Source organism: Pacificibacter sp. AS14 (assembly GCF_038899935.1).
Lineage (GTDB): Bacteria > Pseudomonadota > Alphaproteobacteria > Rhodobacterales > Rhodobacteraceae > Celeribacter.
Window position 1 is genome coordinate 1 of the sequence record NZ_JBBMQI010000011.1, and the last position, 21,051, is coordinate 21,051.

The 21,051-nt window shown below is 50.5% G+C and carries 20 protein-coding genes, 1 tRNA gene and 2 pseudogenes; 7 read left to right on the plus strand and 16 right to left on the minus strand.

The annotated features are described in order from the left end of the window. Both WNY38_RS11450 and WNY38_RS11455 read right to left on the minus strand, forming a co-directional pair. A pseudogene (locus WNY38_RS11450) lies at positions 1 to 167 on the minus strand (IS3 family transposase); the annotation flags it as partial. Positions 168 to 435: 268 nt separating this feature from the next. Continuing rightward, positions 436 to 1,098: a hypothetical protein gene (locus tag WNY38_RS11455; RefSeq protein WP_342857474.1), complete on the minus strand. Its 663-nt coding sequence runs from the start codon at positions 1,096 to 1,098 to the stop codon at positions 436 to 438. A 232-nt stretch (positions 1,099 to 1,330) separates the two neighbouring features. On the opposite strand from WNY38_RS11455, the gene WNY38_RS11460 reads away from it, so the two are divergent. Genes WNY38_RS11460 through WNY38_RS11475 form a run of 4 tightly spaced genes read left to right on the plus strand, consistent with a single transcriptional unit; the run spans position 1,331 to position 5,385 of the window. After that, positions 1,331 to 2,521, plus strand: coding sequence for a PfkB family carbohydrate kinase (locus WNY38_RS11460; protein WP_342857475.1), 1,191 nt, complete (start codon positions 1,331 to 1,333; stop codon positions 2,519 to 2,521). Next, on the plus strand, positions 2,511 to 3,437 hold the full coding sequence (locus WNY38_RS11465; protein ID WP_342857476.1) for a carbohydrate kinase family protein: 927 nt from the start codon (positions 2,511 to 2,513) through the stop codon (positions 3,435 to 3,437). The genes WNY38_RS11460 and WNY38_RS11465 overlap by 11 nt, the downstream gene beginning before the upstream one ends. Then, complete coding sequence (locus WNY38_RS11470) at positions 3,430 to 4,371, plus strand: hypothetical protein (protein WP_342857477.1); 942 nt, start codon at positions 3,430 to 3,432, stop codon at positions 4,369 to 4,371. Before WNY38_RS11465 ends, WNY38_RS11470 begins: the two co-directional genes overlap by 8 nt. Positions 4,372 to 4,386: 15 nt before the next feature. Continuing rightward, a complete protein-coding gene (locus tag WNY38_RS11475; protein WP_342857478.1) occupies positions 4,387 to 5,385 on the plus strand; it encodes an SIS domain-containing protein in 999 nt (332 codons plus the stop codon). Positions 5,386 to 5,387: 2 nt separating this feature from the next. Here the strand turns inward: WNY38_RS11475 and WNY38_RS11480 are convergent, their stop codons facing one another. Genes WNY38_RS11480 through WNY38_RS11495 form a run of 4 tightly spaced genes read right to left on the minus strand, consistent with a single transcriptional unit; the run spans position 5,388 to position 9,121 of the window. Then, positions 5,388 to 6,362, minus strand: a complete 975-nt coding sequence (locus WNY38_RS11480; protein WP_342857479.1) for an ABC transporter permease — start codon at positions 6,360 to 6,362, stop codon at positions 5,388 to 5,390. Next, positions 6,359 to 7,321, minus strand: a complete 963-nt coding sequence (locus WNY38_RS11485) for an ABC transporter permease (RefSeq protein WP_342857480.1) — start codon at positions 7,319 to 7,321, stop codon at positions 6,359 to 6,361. The genes WNY38_RS11480 and WNY38_RS11485 overlap by 4 nt, the downstream gene beginning before the upstream one ends. 7 nt (positions 7,322 to 7,328) lie before the next feature. Next, positions 7,329 to 8,312 (minus strand): autoinducer 2 ABC transporter substrate-binding protein, encoded by a 984-nt coding sequence (locus WNY38_RS11490; protein WP_342857481.1) that lies wholly within the window; start codon positions 8,310 to 8,312, stop codon positions 7,329 to 7,331. A 38-nt stretch (positions 8,313 to 8,350) separates the two neighbouring features. After that, positions 8,351 to 9,121: an ATP-binding cassette domain-containing protein gene (locus tag WNY38_RS11495; protein WP_342857482.1), complete on the minus strand. Its 771-nt coding sequence runs from the start codon at positions 9,119 to 9,121 to the stop codon at positions 8,351 to 8,353. A 145-nt stretch (positions 9,122 to 9,266) separates the two neighbouring features. On the opposite strand from WNY38_RS11495, the pseudogene WNY38_RS11500 reads away from it, so the two are divergent. Then, positions 9,267 to 9,464, plus strand: a pseudogene (locus WNY38_RS11500) (IS30 family transposase); the annotation flags it as partial. On the opposite strand, the gene WNY38_RS11505 reads toward WNY38_RS11500, so the two are convergent. The 7 genes from WNY38_RS11505 to WNY38_RS11535 all read right to left on the minus strand — a co-directional run bounded on the left by WNY38_RS11505 (position 9,462) and on the right by WNY38_RS11535 (position 16,183). Beyond that, positions 9,462 to 10,349 carry a hypothetical protein gene (locus tag WNY38_RS11505; RefSeq protein ID WP_342857483.1) on the minus strand — a complete coding sequence of 296 codons (888 nt, stop codon included), beginning with the start codon at positions 10,347 to 10,349 and terminating at the stop codon, positions 9,462 to 9,464. The pseudogene WNY38_RS11500 and the gene WNY38_RS11505 overlap by 3 nt on opposite strands. Positions 10,350 to 10,352: 3 nt before the next feature. Further along, entirely contained in the window at positions 10,353 to 11,177 is an 825-nt protein-coding gene (locus tag WNY38_RS11510; protein WP_342857484.1) for an inositol monophosphatase, read from the minus strand. Next, positions 11,174 to 11,944 (minus strand): DUF1868 domain-containing protein, encoded by a 771-nt coding sequence (locus tag WNY38_RS11515; protein ID WP_342857485.1) that lies wholly within the window; start codon positions 11,942 to 11,944, stop codon positions 11,174 to 11,176. The genes WNY38_RS11510 and WNY38_RS11515 overlap by 4 nt, the downstream gene beginning before the upstream one ends. 1 nt (position 11,945) lies before the next feature. After that, entirely contained in the window at positions 11,946 to 13,004 is a 1,059-nt protein-coding gene (ugpC, locus tag WNY38_RS11520; RefSeq protein ID WP_342857486.1) for a sn-glycerol-3-phosphate ABC transporter ATP-binding protein UgpC, read from the minus strand. 2 nt (positions 13,005 to 13,006) lie between these two features. Then, complete coding sequence (locus tag WNY38_RS11525) at positions 13,007 to 13,927, minus strand: carbohydrate ABC transporter permease (protein ID WP_342857487.1); 921 nt, start codon at positions 13,925 to 13,927, stop codon at positions 13,007 to 13,009. A 5-nt stretch (positions 13,928 to 13,932) separates the two neighbouring features. Further along, positions 13,933 to 14,814, minus strand: a complete 882-nt coding sequence (locus WNY38_RS11530) for a sugar ABC transporter permease (protein WP_342857488.1) — start codon at positions 14,812 to 14,814, stop codon at positions 13,933 to 13,935. Positions 14,815 to 14,884: 70 nt separating this feature from the next. After that, positions 14,885 to 16,183, minus strand: a complete 1,299-nt coding sequence (locus WNY38_RS11535) for an extracellular solute-binding protein (RefSeq protein WP_342857489.1) — start codon at positions 16,181 to 16,183, stop codon at positions 14,885 to 14,887. Between the two features lie 110 nt (positions 16,184 to 16,293). Between WNY38_RS11535 and WNY38_RS11540 the strand changes: the two genes are divergently transcribed. Beyond that, positions 16,294 to 17,451: an ROK family transcriptional regulator gene (locus WNY38_RS11540; RefSeq protein WP_342857490.1), complete on the plus strand. Its 1,158-nt coding sequence runs from the start codon at positions 16,294 to 16,296 to the stop codon at positions 17,449 to 17,451. Between the two features lie 302 nt (positions 17,452 to 17,753). On the opposite strand, the gene WNY38_RS11545 is transcribed toward WNY38_RS11540, so the two are convergent. Next, positions 17,754 to 17,828: transfer RNA gene (locus tag WNY38_RS11545), tRNA-Gln, on the minus strand. Positions 17,829 to 18,222: 394 nt separating this feature from the next. On the opposite strand from WNY38_RS11545, the gene WNY38_RS11550 reads away from it, so the two are divergent. Beyond that, entirely contained in the window at positions 18,223 to 18,345 is a 123-nt protein-coding gene (locus WNY38_RS11550; RefSeq protein WP_342857491.1) for a hypothetical protein, read from the plus strand. A gap of 60 nt (positions 18,346 to 18,405) precedes the next feature. Here WNY38_RS11550 and WNY38_RS11555 read toward each other — a convergent pair whose 3' ends face one another. Both WNY38_RS11555 and WNY38_RS11560 read right to left on the minus strand, forming a co-directional pair. Beyond that, on the minus strand, positions 18,406 to 20,226 hold the full coding sequence (locus tag WNY38_RS11555; protein ID WP_342857492.1) for a capsule biosynthesis protein: 1,821 nt from the start codon (positions 20,224 to 20,226) through the stop codon (positions 18,406 to 18,408). Then, the gene (locus WNY38_RS11560) at positions 20,210 to 20,863 is read right to left on the minus strand and encodes an ATP-binding cassette domain-containing protein (RefSeq protein WP_342857493.1); all 654 of its coding nucleotides are present in this window, start codon (positions 20,861 to 20,863) and stop codon (positions 20,210 to 20,212) included. Before WNY38_RS11560 ends, WNY38_RS11555 begins: the two co-directional genes overlap by 17 nt. Positions 20,864 to 21,051 lie beyond the last annotated feature (188 nt).

Here is a 21,051-nt window from a genome sequence, read left to right on the forward strand (position 1 = left end):
ACGAGAGGCATCGAAATTTTGATTTTAGCCTCAGTCAAAGGGGGGATCCAGGCCGCACCAGTGAACTGCGATCCTTGGTCGGTGTTCATAATCTCGGGCTTTCCGTATTTTGCGATGGCCTCTTTCAAAGTCTCAACACAGAAGCTGGCGTCCAGCGTAAGCAACAGTTCTCATTATCCTCAAAAACGTGTCGGTCAACGATTTTAGGTATTCTGCCACCAGTTTCTAAGACAACAGGTTCTTGCCATGGGAAGCCCGACGGGATCGCAACCTGAATCTGGTAAGCGTCGAAAGGTCCATTTGGACCAGAAACGACCAAGTTTCCCGTTAGAACAACGCAGTCCTTCCTGGTCGTTATTGCTAATTCAGGCTGGTGCTCAGCTACTGCCGCAGAAAAATCAGTTAAGAGCCTCTCTGGAATTCGGGGGTCTGGCTTCAATTTGACCACGGCTTTCCGCCTTCGCCGCTGGACTGGCGGGATTTAACGGCGGATTCCATCCGTTCAACACGCTCGGCGTCTGACAAAGCGGCCGCTGCTGCCGATGCTAAAAAGGGTGCGGCAAGACCCGCGCCCACTGCTGACTTGGTTTCCAAAGCTACTGCAGCCTTTGCTTCATCTTTAACAGGTTCAGCAAAAAAGCGGTGCTTGAACGCTTTACGCCATGCACCGTGAGCTTTTTTATCGTCGTCGGCATCGTCATCAAGCGCATCCAATGTTTCGAGTGATGACTTGGCTTGGTCAATTAGCCGACCAATCCGATCAACGTCCTTGTCGTCAGACACTTGGATACCGTTAGCGTAGACTGGTGCGTATTTTGATCGCTGAGACAGCGAACGCAGGGTCTCGCGGAACGACCGATCATCACGGCCATCATCAGAGTTGTAGGCCTCAATGAACAAAGCTGTTGCAACTAATCCACCAGGAAAAGAAAGGTTCAATCGAGCGGTATGGGTTTTGGTGAAGAACTTGCCCAAACGGATGACCCGGCGAAGCTGATAACCTCCGGATGTTTCTGGGCTTTTTGCAGAGACCTGAAGTTCAATCCAAGCATTCATCGCGCGAGGATCGGAATCGATCCACTCATCTCCGTCCGACAACTCATACTTCCACCCAACGTCAGTCCAGCGACGCCGAAACACTGGAAAATCGCACTGATACGATAAGCCAGAAATACTCTCTTATCAAATAATGTTATTATCTTCATAATTGCTGACGTCACGCAATGCGGTTGAAACGTTTCAATTGCTTATTTCTCTGGAATGATGCAGATAGAAGTGGATTACTGAAATTAACTAAATAATATGAAAAAATGATAAAGTGGTAGCGACAATGTCTAGCGGCAAAACCAATAATCTGAAGGGTCGGGCAACCATTCGAGATGTGGCACAAGCGGCAGAGGTTTCTGTCGGAACAGTATCACACGTCTTGAACAAATCAAAAGGCGCTTCCGAAGCAACTCGGACGGCTGTCATGAAAGCAGTGGTCGAGCTGGACTATCGCCCGAATAGTTTAGCAAAGTCTTTGATTGCTCGCCGGACGCGTCCTGCGTCAAAACAAACGTCCCATGCGCCAACAATCATTTCGGTGGGATATTTATCGGTTGATTACATGGTAAGCATTGATCATGTCCCTGTTAATGGGGAAAGGATGACATCTAAAGCGATTCATAAAATGTTAGGCGGCCCTGCTGCAAATGTTGCAGTATTCGCTGCAGGGCTTGGGGTGCCATTTGAATTGAATGTCGAGATTATAAGTCAGGTCGGTGGGGATGCTGACAGTCAATGGGCGTTAGAGGAACTCGCTCACAATGGCGTTGATGTTAGCGGAACGCTACAGGAAGCTGGCGGGAGGCTATCACGGTGCATTGTTTTGGTGGATGCCAATGGGCAACGTACGATTGTAAACGAACCCCTTCAAGTGCCAGTAAATCTATTGGAGCAACATTTATCACAGCAGGTACAAAATGATAATCCAGCCTGTATCCATTTTGACGGATTTCACTTTGAGACGGCTCAAAAAGTTAAATCTGGCATGAGAGCTGCAGGGTATCTGTCATCCCTGCATGCAGCCGGTTTGGATGCAAAGCAGAAAACGCTTGAGGGCTGTCTTGAGCTGATGTGTACATTTGATTTGCTATTTTTAGATCAAGATACATTTGCGAAAATTACAAGGGGAGACCTTGAGCTGGAGGTTAATCCTGAGCGCTTATTTTCAAGGGATAAGCGGCACTTGTGTCGTGCGATTGTGTTAACGAAAGGTATCCATGGGGCGACATTATTGCGTCCAGATACTGCACCTTTGAATCAAACTTGCCCCGCGACGCAAGCTGTCGATGTCACCGGTGCAGGCGACGCATTTACAGGGCTATTTCTGGCTGCTTGGCTGTCATGCGGTGATATGGAGGCCGCGCTACGCCATGCGGTGAATGGGGCAAGTTTGTCGGTTACAGCACTGGGTGCGCAAGGCCGGATTGTTCGTGCAGAAGATATTATCTCAAAGGATCATATTCATGACGAATAGGAAGCGACCTGTGCTTTTGTGCATTGGTGATATTGATATGGATATTATCATAACCGTTCCTGCTCCTCCCGGAAAAGATCAAAAGATAGATGGGAAATGTGTTGCGAGGACAGCAGGGGGCATGGCCGCAAACGTAGCTGTTGGAGCGAGCCGATTAGGAACCGTGACGAGACTGCTTGGAGTTGTTGGCGATGATGAGATGGGCCGCGAAGCATTGTCTGCACTTAACTATGAAGGAATTGATTTAACCCATTCGCAGGTTCGCGTAGGCGTTCCCACATTTTTTTGTGTCGTATTGGTCGATGCCGAAGGCGAAAAGTCATTAGTAAAAGCAGTCAGTCCCGCTTATTTGCCGCAAGTTTCTGATGTAAAAGCTGCAAGCTTTGACGGCGTCACCCATGTTCACATGACGTTCACTAAGCCGGATTTGGCTTTCGCAGTGATCGCGCAAGCCAATGCGGCGGGGGCTAGCATCTCGCTTGATCTTGAAGCTGCAGATGTACCTGATGATTGTGGGGACGTCACCAAGTTGATAGAAAGCGTTGACCTGTTATTCATCAGCGAAAATAGCCGTAAGGCAGTCGAACAAAGGATTGGCTGTCAGCTGGCCTCGGCATGCCGTTCAATTGTAATGACGCGCGGCCCATATGGGGCGTCGGTCGAGCAGCATGGCGAAATCTATGAGGTTTCAGGGCATACAATCGATGTTGTTGACACGACTGGTGCTGGCGATGCTTTCGCGGCTGCATACTTACATTACATTTTGTCTGGATCTAATGCCGTTAAGGCCTTGCAAGCAGCCAATATAGCTGGGGCGCTATCAACGCAGGCGTATGGGGGGCAAGCTGGTATGGTATCTAAAACCCAAATCGAAGAATTTTTATTGGCACAAAAGAATGAGATTGATAATGCCTGAGCATAGATTCGAGTTTGCAAAGATCATGACTGACAAGGGGTTTCTCACCCCTGAGGCATATGTCATGGATGGTCTCCTTGATATCGTGGACGAAGGGGTGTTGGGGGCTTCCAATCACGTTTCTCTATCGTTGTCGTTAATAGCAAAGGTTGCCGCGCAGGGAGGTAAAAACTCTTGCGTTGAGGCACTGATGCTGGCGAATTTTATTGCGCTTGTAAGGGGTGAGGGGGCGCCGATCGTAGCCAATGCTGTGAACTGGCAAGTGGAAGGACTTGAAGGCTTATCCGATGAGAACGCCGTGCAAAGATTGCAAGATCGGGCGCTCGATTGGGAGGTGTCAGCGCGGGATCGACGTGACAAACTTCTGGCTAAAGCAAATGAAATGCTTACGTCAATTCGTAGGCCAATGATCTACGATTACTCAAGTACCGTTGCCGATCTGATCCGTACTCTGGCAATTAATACGGGATTGGAGGCTATCATTATTCCTGAGAGCCGTGCAATTGATGGGGGGCGTCGATATATGAATGCGCTGGCCGACCTAAATGTTAATATCGATTTCTTACCGGATTCGGCTATTGAATATGCAGCGACTTACGCTGATGCCGTATTTTTAGGTGCCGAGAGCGTCACGCTTGACGGTGGAATTATAAATACAATTGGGTCCACGTCGACTGCGCGCGCGGCGCAGGCACATAATGTCCCTGTGTATGGTGCCGCTGATTTGTTCAAAGTTGGTACGAAGCGCGCTAACGAAATGCCTTCAAGGCCCTTGCGAGAGTTCCCATTTTTACTCAAAGCCAACGAGGCAGCTAGGACGTCGGCCCCAGAGCTAGAAATAGTTCCTCCTGCACTCATATCAGCCATCCTCACTGAGGTCGGTCCCGTTGTGCCAATGGAACTTGAAAGCTCGTTGCATTGGCGGAACGTATAAATAGGAGTATCAAAAATGACCCTTCATGATAGCTTAGCTTTGATGAAACGCGAACTGATCGAGCAGCCTCAAACGTTGGCGGCCGCCCGTGATGCAATTTTTCGAGAAGCCGCTTTAATTCGACCACATAAAGCTGAAACGATCTGGATAGGGGGCTGTGGGGATAGTTTATTTGCAGCCCAAGCGCTGAGCTTATATTTTCGGCAACAAGGATGGGCGGTACGGCCAGTTAGTTCTGCTGAGATGCTCTGGGACGTGGATATTCAACCGGAGGATAGCGTGGTGGGGATTTCAATGTCAGGTTCCACGCGCCGTACTGTTGAGGCAATTCGTGCAGCATCTGCGATTGGCGCTTATACTATTGCCATTACGTTGAACTCTAACAGTGATTTGGCGCAAGCTGCGACTAAGACGCTTTCCTTGCCTTTTGTTCCGATCAGTCGCGCTATTCCCCATGGTATGGACTATCATATGACTTTGCTGGCACTGATTGCTTTAGCAGGTGACACTCTGGTTACTGAGCCACATGTGATCCTTGCTGATGCAGGTCCTAAAATGATGACAGAAACGCAAGCTATAGCTGCGCGTGTTACTTCAAATACCAGGTTCTTTTTTCTTGGCAGCGGTGCGGCATTAGGGTCTGCCAATTACGGAGCAGCAAAGATGCACGAGGCCGGCGGTCTCTCAGCATGGGCATTTGAAGCTGAAAATTTTGCTCACGGGGCGCAGTTTATGCTTAAAAAGGGTGATCATGTGGTGCTCTTGGGGGCGGGCGGACGCTCTGATGCTCGGACGGCGTCTCTGTACACAGGATTTGAAAAATTGGGAGTTTCTGTGAGCTCAGCGGGCTTAGATACTGATGATGCACTATCCGCTGCGGTCTTGTCGGGATTACATTGTCAGGCACTTTGTCAAAGTGTTGCAGCTGCGTTTGAGTTAAACGTGTCTGATCCCGCAAATGGTTCTGGTGCAGATACCGTCCAGAGTAAGTGGTTCAGCTGGACGGCATCTTAACTTTAAGATTGGTTAGAGCGTTTACGGACGCGAGCGCGCCAGTGGTCTTCAGTAATGTTATCGGTGATTACACTACCGATAAGTAGAATGCCAATGGTCGCTAGCTGCCAAGCTTGCGATACATTTGCTAATTGGAGCCCGACTTGTAGTGTCGTTACAATCAAAACAGCTAGGATTGTTCCGGAAAGGCGACCTATGCCTCCGAAAATATGCGCACCACCTAAAACTGCAACAGTGACCGACAGAAGCTCCATGCCGTCACCCGCGTCTGCGCGGGCGGCTTGAAACCATGATATGGTCATAATCGCAGCTAATGCAGCGACCATCCCACTGATGCAGTAGAGCGCAAAGCGCAGATGCCAAACTTTTACTCCTGATAAAAATGCTGCGCGTTCGTCGTTGCCTGCAGCGTAGATATGTGAGCCAAGCCGTGTGTGAGACAATATGACATGCAAAACTACGGCAAGTGGTAAGAAAACAATCCACATGTGATTTGGTATTCCTAAAAACCTACCTTGGGCAAGGCTTCCAAACCATTCTGGAATTCCACCAATCGGCGCGCCGCCAGTCAAAGCTAGAGCTAGGCCTGAGTAGGTGAAAAACGTTGCAAGCGTCGCCATTAGTGAAGGCACATGCAAAATGCAAACCAAGAAGCCATTGACGGCACCCAGCATCCCACCAAGGCCAATACCGATCGCACAGGCGAGCAAGATAGGTATCCCATTTGCGGCGAGGCCTGCGATTGCGAGGCCAACTATCGACATTGTAGCTCCAATAGATAGATCAATTCCCGGTCCGCCAGACAGGATTATTAGCGTTTGAGCCATCCCTAAAACTCCAAGAACAGGCACATATTGTAACAGATAGGTGACAGTCGAAGCTTGTAGAAAATAAGGAGAAAGGAATGCTCCGAGAAGCCCTGCAGCAATCAAGAGCGCCGTAAGAAAAAACATGCGCTGATTTAATGGGTCTTTCATGATGTTCTCCTAGTTTCGAAGGCATCGATTGCAAGGACCGCGATGAGCAGGCCTCCTATAACGACAGTTTCCCACAATGATGATACACCAATCAGCACTAGGCCGTTTTGCGTAATTTTTATAAAGATAACACCTAACAACGCCCCAAGTAGAGAGCCTACTCCTCCCCGAATATTGGCACCTCCAAGAATTGTTGCCGCGATGGCTTCTAGAGCAATATTTGTGCCAATATTAACTTCTACATTCCGCAAGCGTGCCACATAAAGAAGAGCAGCTACGCCTGCAAAGAGACCGAGCAACGCATAGGCTTGTATTTTTGTGCGTACGACGGAGATGCCAGCTAACTGAGCGGATTTTTCGTCACATCCGATGGCGACAACGCGCTGCCCCCAAGGTGTGCGTCGCAAAATTGTCCACGACCCCCCATATACGACTGCAATTACAAACACACCGGATGGTATGCCCGCAAAGCTGCCTAATACGAGAAAGGATAATGAATTTGGCAAACCACTGATCCACACGCCACCTATCACGATAAATAAGGTCGCAGTGAAAATATACATAGAGCCTAGCGTTGCTACGATAGGTGGCACGCGCGTTTTTGCAATGAGAAGACCATTGCCGTAGCCGAGAGCTGCTCCGGTAAGAAGTCCTATAGGTATAACAATAATATCTGGCATTCCATATTGATAGGCTCGACCAATCATGACCGCAGAAACTGCTAAGATGCCGCCAACACTTACGTCTATCCCACCAAGAATTATGATGATCGTCATTCCTGCACAAATAACAGAAAGATCTACTGAGTTGCGCAATACAGTTGTCAAGTTGCGTGAAGATAAGAAGAATTCCGACTGACTGGCGAATACAATGCATAGTATGATCAAGGTGATAAGTAATAAGCCTTCTCGACCCACAGTTATGGGCCGAGAAACAGATTTTTTTAATGTGTTTTCCATGTAAGGATCAGAAGTCAAAATTGTCGACGTTGTCGATCGTAAACACAGAAGGTGTCCCTAGAACAATCACTTTGGATTCTGTTTGGACTTCGATTGTGCGGTTTAAGCCTGGTACTTCCAAGTCGCTAGTAATCTCATTCCCCATTGCCAAATGGTTGCCAACAAAGACTGTAAGGTATCCTAAATCGGCTGGGTTCCAGAGAACGGAGTAGGGCATCGCTCCTGATTTGATGTAACCGCGTGCCGTATTTGGAGAACAAAAACCGGCACTAAGAACTTCTCCGATTGCATCCGCAGCTTCTACGGCTTGTGCAATGCCTGGACAAGTTGTGGATGCCATACCTAAAACGGCTTTTAGGTCAGGGTTTCGGGTCATAGCATCCGATGCAAATGCATAGGCACGTGCCGCAGTACCGTCTGTGTGGTCAACAGAAACAATTTCGATATTTGGATATTTTTGTTCTGCCCGCTCTTGTACGGCTGCAATCCAGTTTTGCATTGATTGGATCGTTGGAGAGTCCGATACGATGGCGATTTTACCACTGTCGCCTATACGTTCGACGGCTTCATCCAGCAAAGTATAGCCGAGATCCTGATCTAACGCCTGAGCAACATAGAATTGCCGAGCGCTGCCTGGTGCGTCAGCATCAGATGTCAACACGACGATTCCTTGATCTAATGCACGTTTGATTGCGGGCTTTAATGTCTCTTCATCCAATGGCGAAATCGCAATTACATCAAATCCTTGATTTACAAAGCTATCGAAAATGCGGAGTTGGTCAGCAGCGTTAGTGCTTGTAGGGCCTTGTTGCACATATTCAGCTCCCAAATCTTTCGCGGCTTTCTCGGCGCCTTCTCGCATTGCAATGTAGTAAGGAATTCCAGCGATTTGCGGAATGAATGCGATGCGTTTTGCCTCTTGAGCTGCTGCACTGAACGTGCTGGCTAGGGTTAGTGCCATACCGGCGACAAAAATCGTTTTCAAAGACATTTATAAACTCCTGTTTCGTTTGTGATGGGAATGTTGGGTTAGTGAGTTGGTGCGGTTTTTTTTGCTAACGTGGCACCTGTAATAAGCCCTACAACTTCTTCTGGTGTCGTTTGGGACGTCTCAAGGAGGCCAATCCTTTGCCCGCGCCGCAAAACCGTGATGCGGTCAGAGACTTCGAAAACGTCTTGAATATTGTGAGAAATAAGAATGACGGACTTGCCTTGTGACCGCAGCGTTTTGATAAATTCCAAAACCTTACGTACCTCAGCCACAGCAAGTGCCGCGGTAGGTTCGTCCATTATGATAAGGCTTGCATCAATGTTAAGCGCACGTGCGATTGCGACTCCTTGCCGTTGTCCGCCAGATAAATGCTCAACCCATGTATGAATGTCTGGGACCACCACATCTAGCTCATCTAGAAGTTGTACGCTGCGCTTGAACATGGCTCGTCGATCTAAAAACGAAATACCTGCAAATTTTTTTGTAATTTCGCGCCCTAGAAAAATGTTGTCGGCAATCGTCATTTTTCCGGCAAGTGCGAGTTCCTGAAAAATAGTGGCGACACCTCTATTCCAAGCATCTTGTGGAGATGTGAAATTGATGGGCTGGCCATCTAGCATCATATTACCTTCGTCTGGTTTATGTGCTCCAGCGAGAGTTTTGATCAAAGTGGATTTTCCCGCACCGTTATCGCCTACCAATGCCATAACTTCGCCTTGGCGGATTTCAAAATCTACTTGGTTCAAGGCTACAACGCCACCAAATCGTTTTACCACGCCCTCAACCGATAGCTTTAAAATGTCATTCATAGGATTACACCTTCAATTGAAACGTTTCAATTTATTATTACGTTTACCTGATACTGATCTGTCAACAGGTTTTCCGGCCATTAGGTCCCCGATCGCCAGCAAGCCTATTAGATCAAAGGGCAGCTGCCTAATTCAAAGGCAGTTAGGTAAGTTCAACGATGCGATTTCAATCAGAGACAGACCTGCAGAAGTCGAGGACCGGGCCGTACCAGGTCATTGGGAAGGGGACTTAATCGCAGGATCTGGCAATAGCTTTATCGCAATATTGGTTGAACGCCATACCCGCTTTGTGATGCTGGCGAAGGTTGGCAACAAAGCCAGTTACAGCGTCATTCAAGCATTATTCATCAGAAGAGAAGATCAGGATCGTGTTGGACGGCCTGCGTGCCGTGAGGGGATAGATGTGCACATCATCTGCTTGATAAGATACCGCCTTCAGCCCGAAGCAGACCGCAGCCGGGAATAGCAAAAGTTTAACGCCGGTGAACGCGATAACGGCAGGGTCTGCGCTAAAGCTGGTTTGCGATAGGACCACACCAAGCGCGAACAGCGCGACAGGCGCGGCGGCGGCGCCGTTAAAGCTAATGAAGGTTTCCAAGGACGCGGGCATGGTCCACCCCGTCGCCGCAAAGGCCAGTCCCAACGCCAATGCAATAATAACCGGAGAGCTTGTGATGCTGGACACCAGCGTTGACAGGGACAGCTTTCCTTGTTTGACAAACCCCAGCGCGATGATGACCGCACTGAACCCTACCAGCGCATCAAGCGCCGTAATCGCGATAAACGGCTGTGCGCTAACCGGCCCGTAACGCTGCAATGCTATGGGCAGCACGTAGAAGGCATTGTTGGCGATCACACCGCTCATCGCTAGAAGGATCGATTCCGCAGCGCTGCGTTTCAGGATCTTAGTGGCCAGCAGAAAGAGTTGGACAACAATCGCTGATCCAAGATCTGCCCCCACGACAGCAGCCATTGCTGGAATGAAACCGAACGCTCCGGTGGAAACGAAACTGGCCGCAAGAAGGATTACCGCCGTGGAGCTCTGCAATAAGATAGCCAGCAGGGTTCCAATCGCCGTATTGCGCAAGCGCGACTTGCCTTGACCTGAAAATTCGCGCCGTAGTGCTGCACCGATCGTTTCCTCGATACCTGCCTGAACCTGCCTTACGGCGAAGAGCGGCAGCATCGTGGCACCACTCACCTGAAAAAATAAAAGGATGAGTGCCATGGCTTAGATCGTGTTGAAATCTGCGAACCCGATTGGGCTATCGCGGTTGGCGAGGACGAGTAGTTGAGAGGACGGAACACCGGGCCGATACGGGGCACCCGTCTCAGAAACGGCGACACCGCCACCTTCTGTTGCGATCAATGCACCAGCCGCATGGTCCCATGGCTTTGGCGACGGCGACAGGCAAAAATCGGCACCTGCCAAGGCGATCTGCCGATATTCGTGGCACGAACAGCTAAGCGTAGTGGCGCGGGCAAATTTGGTGATTTTGCTGGCCAGTGCGTCGCGGTCTTGAGGCAGAAACAGGTGAATGGGCACATACCCACGACTGTCCTCTTTTGCACGGAGTGGGGGCTTCGGTAACGCTCGCTCCGCACCCGACGGGTCGACAAAACGGACACCAGCGCCTTGCACGGCATAAATCCACGTGTCGGCCAAAGGATCGTAAAGCAGACCAAATACCGGCACACCTTGACGGCAAACCGCAACAATCGTGCCAAAAACCGGCAGTCCACATACAAAGTTTCCAGTGCCATCTATCGGATCTATTATGATCGACACATCCGAAGAATCGAGATGATCCAGTATTTCAGGGGTATCAGCGACAGCCTCTTCTCCGACGATCAATGCATCTGGCCAGATCCCTCGCGCCGCCTTGGTGATTGTTAACTCAGCCTCTTTGTCAGCTGTTGTCACAAAATCATATTGGTCAGTTTTGGTCGCAACTTGGTCAGGCGAGAGATTGCGAAACCCGGGGACAATAATATTTTGGCCGGCGGACCTAACAGCATTGATGAGACCTTCAAGATGAGCGTCGGAAATGCTCATTTCGCACCTATGACCTCGTGGGCAGGTTGCGTATTGTCCAGCAATCGGACCGGCCGGAACGCAAACATGTCGTCGAAATCGCGGAATTCCATCGGGCCAAGATGAATATTCCGAAGAGCACTGCTATGTTCTTCAAACAGCCTGTCGCTCAGTGACATGACCGCTTTAGCAGCGTCCGGCGAAAGCCATTCAATAAGATAAGCAAGCGAGAAATGGAACGTGTAGCGATCATGGTCAGGATGCTTGATGTCCGTCGCATTTGCCAACTGATCACGTGTTCTGCGCAGCTTGGCTTCTTCTGCTTCGCTGCAGCCTTCCAAGGTAATCGAATATCCACCATGCAACCCGCGGGCGCTAACACAAAATTCAGTTGGCCAGTCGCTCGCGCTCGTCAATTTATTTTCTAAGCCGTGTGTGATCGCCTCCCGAGAGCCGTCAGGTCCACTTTTGCCGCGCGACAAGGCTGCAAATTGATCGATCCCCGACAAACAGCCAAACACCGTCATATGAAAGCTTGACGGGGGAAGGAATACGAAACTCGCAGCATGAGGTCCGCTTTGCAGGGCAGAATGAATATCACTCAAAGCAGCATATGCTGGACAGGCAGGGTCAAGATGGCAGATTACTGTGTTGCCTGGAAAACTCTGCACCCGTCCATCAGGGGTGAATTTCCCTCCCAGTCCCGGCTGGGTGACACTCAGCGGTCTTACACTGTTTTCAAGTTGGCCGGTCAGGTATTTGAAGGGGTCACGTCTGAATGCCGCCATTTTAAACCTGACCCTCAATCCTGCGGCCTGTGGTAGAGTCGAACAGGTGCAGGTCTTCTTTGTTGAACTGTAACATCAGGCGGTCGGCGCCGACCCGGCTGTCTCCGATTGGCGTCGCGACGTTTATTTCTTGCCCGTTCGGAAGCGTGCCCAAAATAATCGTATGAGAACCCAGATCTTCACGATAAGTAACCTCAAATGGAATACCGGTGTCACTAAAGCGCAGCTTTTCGGGTCTCACGCCCAATGTTGCAGGCCCAGTATGCAGCAAGGACGCAAGGACAGTCCCTGCCGTGTCCGTCAGATTTTGCCCGTCGCCCGTCACTTCAATAAGATTCATCGGCGGGCTGCCAATGAAACTGGCGACAAATACGCTGGCCGGATGATTGTAAATTTGATTTGGCGTATCGAATTGTTCGATTTGCCCCTTGTCAAGAATCAGGATTTTGTCTGCCAAAGTCATCGCCTCGACTTGATCGTGGGTCACAAAGACGGATGTTGTTCCAATCCGGTCATGCAGTTGGGACAACTCTTTGCGCATGCCGTGTCGCAGCTTGGCGTCAAGATTGGACAGCGGTTCATCAAACAATAGCACCTTTGGTTCACGCACAATTGCACGCGCAATGGCTACACGTTGACGCTGTCCCCCCGACATCTGCGAAGGTTTGCGGTCCAGCAGCCCTGCAAGGTCAACAATGTCGGCGGCCTCGGCGACGCGGCGATCCCGTTCTGGTTTTGGAACCTTTGCAACCTTCAAAGAATACCCGATGTTGGCCGCAACAGACATGTGTGGGTAAAGCGCGTAGTTTTGAAAAACCATCGCACAGCCACGATCCTTGGGGGCCATGTCTTGCACTTCGGCATTGCCGATCCGAATTGTGCCTCCGCTCACCTCTTCCAAACCGGCGATCATATTAAGAAGTGTGGATTTTCCGCAGCCGGACGGGCCAAGAATAACCGTAAATTCACCGCCCCCAAGTTCAGCGGTCAGGCCGGGAATGATTGTCGAGGCACCGTAACTTTTGACAATATTGGCGAGCGAGATTGCGTGGTCTGTCATCATCATTTCTCCGACAGGTTAAGGCCTTGAACGATCTGGCGCTGCATGAACGCGATCAGAAGGACGGGAATAAAGGATACAAACAACGCTCCAGCCATCAGCAAGGGCACATTGGGGATTGTTTCGTCGTCGGCATTGGCCATTTTGGCCAACCCGACGATGGCCGGTTGCGCATCTGGCGTAGACGCGGCCACCAGCGGCCACAAATAGGACGTCCAGCCGCCAATGAACCAGAACATGAAGGTCGCAACCAATGGCGTCCACGACAGTGGGAGCAAGATGTCGATCATGAATCGGATCGGCCCCGCCCCATCCATAGTAGCCGCTTTTGGCAGGTCCTGTGGGAGGCTCAGGAAAAATTGCCTGTAAATAAAGACGGATGTGCAAGATGTGGCAATGGGCGCTGCGACGCCGATGTAAGTATCCAGTAAGCTTAGCTGGAATTCAGGCCGCCAGCCGAAAATCCATTCGGATAGATTGGCAATACCAAGGATCGACAAGAGCCAGTTGAGCGGCATCGCGACGTTAGCGACCACTTGATAGGTTGTTATTACGATCAACTCGAGCGGCAACATAACCGTCGCAATGGTCAGCGCAAATATGAGCGTGTTTAGCCGGGATTGATAAAAGACCAGCGCGAAGGTCGCCAGAAACGCAAAACTACATTTGATAAAGGCAACCAAAAGAGAAATCACAAAGGAATTGATCAACTGACGTGGAAGCTCAGTTTCAAACAGGATTTCGCGAATATTGGCGACGAAGTGGCTGCCGACTGAGAACTCGATACCACCCGCCTGTACAAATTCTTCATAAGAGCGTGACGCAGTCAGAAATGCGATGACCAGCGGGGCCAAAATAAAGATAGTGCCGATGACCATTACGAAAGCGGCAACACGCTGGATTGAATTTGATCGTTCGATCATCGTGCTCACCTTTCGTATTTCACGTGTTTCTCCAGTCGAAACTGAAGCAGAACCATCACCGTGACAAAAATCGTCAGAATGGCCGTTTGTGTGGCCGCGCCCGAAAGATCGTAGGCTTTGAAACCGTCGGAATAGATTTTGTAGATTAGCAGGTTAGTCGCGCCGCCCGGCCCGCCTTGGGTCATGGTGTCAATGAGGCCAAAAGCCTCCACGATCGTGCCCACAAACTCCAACACGAATGTCAGAAACAACTGTGGGGTCAGCAGCGGTAGTTCGATGTCCACAATCCGACGCCACGGCCCGGCCCCGTCCATCGCGGCAGCCTTAGTCAACGTGTCGGGGATGGTCTGTAGCCCTGATAATAGAATGATGAAGTTGAACGGTATGCCGTTCCAGATTTGCGCAATGACAATTGTGATAAATGCATCCGTCCCGTCTACACGCGGATTCCAAAGACCGGGAAAGATAGCGTTTATAGACTGAAAAACACCAAGAAAAGGATCGAAGATAAAGACGAATACGACGCCAATAGAAGCCCCGGCCACTGCCTTGGGCCAAATAATGATATTTCGTGCCGCATGTGAACCGCGAAGGCCCCGGTTGACGGCAAGTGCTAGAACGAGTGAAACCCCGATCGCTAAACCTGGTGCGATGACCATAAACAACAGTGTTCGGCGCATTGCAGACCAGAACTCAGGGTCACCCAGAATGCGCGCGTAATTCTGAAAGCCGACGAATTCGGATCCGCCGCCGAAGGGCCGTTCAAGAAAAAATGACCAGAAAAACGAAAGAAACACCGGAATGTAGAAAAACATCCCGATCAATAAGAGGATCGGTGCCACAAAGGCTGTATAGCTCCAGCGCCCTTTATAGAAATTTTGCGCCACGACGCTCTCCCTCCTCGGTAGCAAGCAGGCGGCCAGAATGTTCTCGGGCCGCCTTCGAAACGAATAGGTCTTAGGGTAGAGCAACGCCTGCATAGGTCTGCTCGAACCTACGCAATAACTCGTTTCCGCGCCCTGCAGCCGCATCAAGCGCCTCTTGCACCGACTGTTCTTCGTTCATAGCTTTTGTAACCTCTTCCACAAAAATATCGCGGAACTGTACGTAGAATCCGAGGCGGATCCCGCGGCTATTGTCATCGCCGGGTTGGCTTAGTGAAGTGACACCCAATTCGGCAGTCGCGAACTCAATCGCACCCGCCTCATCGCTCCCACGTAAAGTTTCCAGGGCACTTTTGGTCACAGGCAGATTGCCTGTTGTGCGGGTGAATTCGATCTGCTGCGCGTCTTGGCGCACGAATTCCAGGAAAGCGGAGGCGGCGGAATATTCGGCATCGCCATGACCCTTCATGACCCAGATCGACGCACCTCCAATTAGTGTATTGTGCCGTTCATAGCCCTCATAGACTGGTGCAAGACCTACGCCAACACTGTCGCCAAGGGCTGCGTATGTTCCACCGTAAGCTCCAGTTGACGTTTCCAGCATGGCGCATTCGCCCGTATTGAATGCGTTCTTTTCGCCCTCTGTATCAACAGGCAACCTGAACAACCCTTCTTCGCGCCAAGCGGCAATGTTGGTCAAATGTTCGGCGACCAAGCCCTCGTTGAAAACGTATTCGGCATCCAAACCACTATACCCGTTGCCGTTCGTGGCAATGGGTTCGCCGTGACGAGCCGAGAATTGCTCAAGCGAGAACCACGGATGGACCCGTTGCAAGACAGGACAACTGTGTCCGTTCTCCTTAAGTTGGCGCGCAACCTCGACGACACCCTCATACGTGTCAGGAATTTCCGTCACGCCAACTTCACCTAAAGCGTCCATGTTGGCGTAGAAAATCAGCGTCGAGCCGTTATAAGGTTGCGAGAACATCGCACCCGTCGAAGTTTCGTAATATGAGCGAGCACCGCCCAGATAGTCATTCCAATCTACGTCAGGCATGATGTCTTGAACCGGAACAACAGCATCTGACAACATCAGATCCAAAGTGCCGGCATCAAACAACTGGATCATGACTGGATGTTGCTGAGAGCGATAGGCCGCAATTGCCTTTTGCATAGCTGGCTCATATCCGCCTTGGCCGACACAGGTGACACTGTGCTCGCTCTGGCTTTCGTTAAAAGCCTCACAAGCAGTCTGGATCGCTGCCTCGATGGTGCCAGTATTACCATACCAGAACTCAATGTCTTCGGCCGTTGCCAAGCTTGATTGGCCCGCGAAAACTATCGATGCCAAAATGATCTTTCCCGGTTTCATGTCGCTTCTCCCAATGACAATTCGTGATACCACTTTATCACACATGAAGTGTAACAAAGTTGTGGCACATAAGGCGTGACAATCAATTTTTTTGTTCCTACCGTCTTTTCATGGACATAGAAGATTACGAACCAGACCAATTGGTAGCTGACCGATTCCGACGCGACCGCGACAATGTCGTTACCCAAAACGAACGTGCTTTGTTGGGAGAGATTTGGCGCAATCCAGGTTTGCCGAGGTCGTCGTTGGGGGCAAGTCTTGAGCTGACACAACAATCCATTCACAGGCTAGTGGCCCAGTTAGAAGCACGTCGTTTGATCCAATTGGGAGAATTATGCCCGCCCGTATACAAAGGAAAGCCAAGCCCAGCCTTGCATCTCAATCCATTGTTCGGAGTCTCGCTCGGTCTTTCCATTGACACCGATGTCGCGGGACTCACCCTGATGCGATTTGACGGGTCATATGACACGTCAAATATCAAAATCGAAGATCGCTCCGCCAACAAAGCATTGAATGAAATTGAAACCGCCGTTGATACACTTCTTGCCAATAACAATGTGAAGCGGACAGACATCATTGGGATCGGGGTTGCCATTGCGGGGTTTAGGATAGAAGGGTCTCGATATAGTACGCCTGAGCCCTTATCAGATTGGTCCTCGCTACAACTTGCACCCTTCATATCGGATCGGTTTAGATTGCCGGTCTGGACTGAAAATGGCTCAAATTGCAGCGCAGTGTGCGAATTGATGCTCGGTGTTGGGCGCAATGTTCAGAACTTCGTTTACCTTTCTTTCAACTACGGCTTAGGGGCGGGTGTAGTGCTGAACAGTCAGCTGCAAACCGGTGGATTTGGGAATGCAGGCGAGGTCAGCGGAATGTTCACACCGCAGGAGATGCCGCACCGACCAGCTCTCAAAAGCCTAATAGAAGAGCTACGAAAAGACGGATTGGAGGTTACAATGATCGAACAACTTAAGGATGACTTCGATCCCAGCCTCCCTAGCGTTCAACGTTGGCTTGACCGGGTGACGCCCCAGCATAATAGGCTTATCAATACGTTGAGCGCAGTTATCGATCCACAAAGCATTGTCTATGGCGGCCAGATACCGAGCGCTCTTGCATCATCTCTCATCCAAAGATCTGTTGATTTTGGGGAAACCCGCCACGGGGTGCGCCGACGGCGGCCAGAGGAAGTTATCTCGCGGATCGAAGGAAATTCGGCCGCAATCGGTGCCGCGAGCCTTCCTTTGAAGCACCTTTTCTTCTGATCAACCGTGGTTCCTAACTAGACCGATATATAGGTTACCTGAAAGTGAACTAGCACGCCTCTGTTCTTCCCAAACCTCACAATAATCGGCGACTAAACTATTTCCATCATTTGGAGGCGAAATTTGGTCAAGTTGCCTTACTCTGTGCTGCACATGAATGGCTGGAATCACGACACGCGCTGCGCTGCAATAGCATATGTGCCGTACCCGTCCCTCCCTCTCGCCTGAGGGTGGGGCATAAATCTGGGGCATTCCTCAGCAGGTTAGTCTGCTGGGTCTATGCTTGTTAGTCATGGTGGAAATGGCTGGGGTGGTAGGATTCGAACCTACGGTACATGCTACCAAAAAGCATTGCCTTACCACTTGGCTACACCCCAACTTGGAGCGTTGATTAGTCTGTCGCTGCGGGCTGTGCAACCCCTTTTTGCAGAAATTTGAAAACTCGAATGAGAAAATTTTCAAAGGCCATGATAGAATTGGCTTGGCATCTTAGTGGCGGACCGATTTGAACGCGTCTTCGTGTTCGCCTGAACAGATTGCCATCAATGTGGGAATGGTCTCTTATTGGTGTGCGCAGGGGATGATCGCCTTCAAGATGGCACAGGATCATCTTGTGCTCCTTGGGAATACCAGAAACATTGTTTCCAAATTTTTTTGATTGAGAAAACGACACTTGCGCAAATCTGTTTGGGAACCGCACACTTTTGTTTCATTGCGCAGATGCTCAAGGTATTGAAATCACGGATATTTCATATGCATTTGGCGACCAAGGTGACAAACATTAAAGCGTTCATGGACTTGGGGGCCGAAGTGTCCATTGAAGGGCGTACTCATGTGCCAGTGACAGGCGGTGTGGCGTTGACGCTTGAAGATATTTTGATCCTCGTCAAATAGAAAAAGGACGCCGATGCGGCATCCTTTTAAAACTTTTCTTCTTTAAAGCCTTATCCAGCTTCACGCCGAAACCTGCTCGCGCAGCACGGCAGCGGTGAGCGACGCCAGTAGATAGATGCCTGAGAACAATAAAAACGCCAAAATCGTGTTTTCGAATTTGCGCGGATAAGTGGGTTCATCTGGTGCCACGGGGCTAGAGCTCAGCGACAAGTAACGCGTTTGTCTATTGGCTTCGATACGGGCCACCTCAAGCGATTGAATGGCCTGCTGCGCCATCATTTGGCGGGTTTGAAGATCAACTTCCGCCATGCGTAATTCGGCCGAGATCCGCGCCAAAGATCCTGATGTGCCCGTAGCATCAGTCATCTGAGCTCGCAGATTAGCGACAATATTTTCCAAGCGACCAATGTCACCTCGGACACCTTCAACACGGGCTTGGTTGGGACGAGAGTTGTCCAACAACTGCTGCAGTTGCAATTGCTTTTGTTGCAGTTGCGTTTCAAATGTTGAAATTTGCCCCATCAGTGCACCGGTTTCGGCCTCAGGTGAAATGATACCCAACTGTTCTTGCAAGACCACAACGCTTTCTTGCGCTTCACCCATTTTACGTTCGGCGTCTTCCAAGCTCTCTCGCGCGCCCTTCATTTGGTCTTCGCGTTTGCGCTGAGTCAGGTTGTCCACTCGTTCCTCAGCGTATTGGATCAAAGCGTCGCTGAACTGTTTGGACACATTCGGGTCTGCGGCGACCACCTCCATTTTCAGCAATCCTTCGGTGGGATCATAGCCAATGCTGACGCGTTTTGAGTAGACTTTGTAGGCTTTTTCATTGGTTGGATTCTCTGGCAACCGCTGTATCGAATCGATGGCTTCTGAGGCGAAGTGTTCTTTAAATCCCACATCAGCATCGAGGCGCAGCATAGCGTCGCGGCTTTCAAGATAATCTTGAACGGCAATGGAATCTTGGGACCCCCCCAAAGGCGACCCAGAAAAGAGACCACCTACGCCAGAAGTCGCAGAATCAGCTTGCTGAATTACAAAGGCGGATTTCGTCGCGTACATTGGCGTGGCGATTGTGTAGAAATAGATCGCTGACAGAAACGTGGGAACGCCGACAAACACCGCTAAACGTGAGGCAAGCAAGGCCGTTTTGCGACGACGCCGTTTTGCAATATCGAGCTGAATTTGCGAAATTTCGTTTTCGCGCGACAGCCGTTCCATCACATCAGCGGACGGCATGGCGGCGGTTTCAATCGTTTTAGGCAGCTTATTGCCCGTTGTCGCGGGAAGATTGGCATCGTCTTCAGTGGAGACCATGTCGAGCATGGCTGAGCGTTGGAAGGGATCAATCCCTTGCTTACGTAGCAAACGCACCGCATCAAAGTCTGAGGTCGGGGCAAGGCTGTGTTTTTGCGCGACGCGACGTGCCATGCGCAATTGACGACCCGTTAAACCCTCGCGTTTGATCGTGTCGATATCTTGATCCACGGATATTTCATCAGCCGGCGTGATGTCTCCGGTGACCGCTTGGCGTGATGTTTGTTTGCCCCGTGCGCCAGAGGCCAAAGCATCTGAAATAGCACCGCGTGAGGTGCGGCGCGGCGTTTCTATTGGCTTTGGGTGCGCCGCGGCTGCAGCGCCAGGAAAGGGCATGCTTCCAAATCCGTCATCGTCGCCTCCGTTGTCAAACAACTGCGAGTGATCGACAGCTGCGGCGGGTGCAGTCGCTTGCACGGGTGAAATCGAAGGTTGCTGCGCCTGCGTGTTGGCTGGTGCAAGTGTTGGTGTTTTCAGGGCGTCGACCAGTGCAGCCGCATCGGACACGCTTGCCGCGCGCGGAGTCCTGCGGACGCGAAATTTCTGGGCTTTAGGCTTCGTAGTCATAGAGCGCTTTTGCCTCTTCTAATGTATCGAACATATGCAATTTACCTTTGCGCAAGACAGCAGCGGATCGACAGAATTTCTCTAAAGTGGAGGCTTGGTGAGACACCACAATGATCGTCGCTTTCTCTAGTCGTTCGCGCAAGATTGCACCAGCTTTGCGGTTGAAATTGACATCCGCTGTGGAGGGCATGCCTTCGTCGATCAAGTAAATGTCAAAATCAAGCGCCAGCAGCAACGCAAAAGACAGTCGCGCACGCATGCCCGAAGAATAGGTGCCCACGGGCATGTCAAAATATTCATTGATGTCGCACAGCCATCTGCAAAAGGCTTCGACGTAATCGGGATCAAGATCGTAAAGCTGCGCAATAAAGCGGACGTTTTCGCGCCCTGTGTGTTTGCCGATTAGCCCGCCCATAAACCCCAAAGGAAAGGAAATACGGCAGCCGCGACGAATTTCGCCCTCGTCAGGTTTCTCCAAACCACTCATCATGTTGATGATCGTGGTTTTGCCGGTGCCGTTTGGCGCCAAAATACCAAGTGAATTGCCAAGCTCCACCCTAAAGGACGCCCGATCAAGGATCACCTTACGCTGTGTGCCAGTCCAATAGGACTTGCTTACATTATCAAACTCAAGCATTGGTACGCCTCGAAACTGCTTAGCTCATTTATCCTTAACGGACTTTGCTTAAAGAGAGTCTTACGCACTCAATTTGTTCACATTATGTCGGGCAAAGCATGGTTAATCCACATCAGAACGTCGCCTTCCACCAGAAATGGGGCCAGATCCGCGCGATTTGGGTGGATTTAGGAAACAATCCTTCAGTT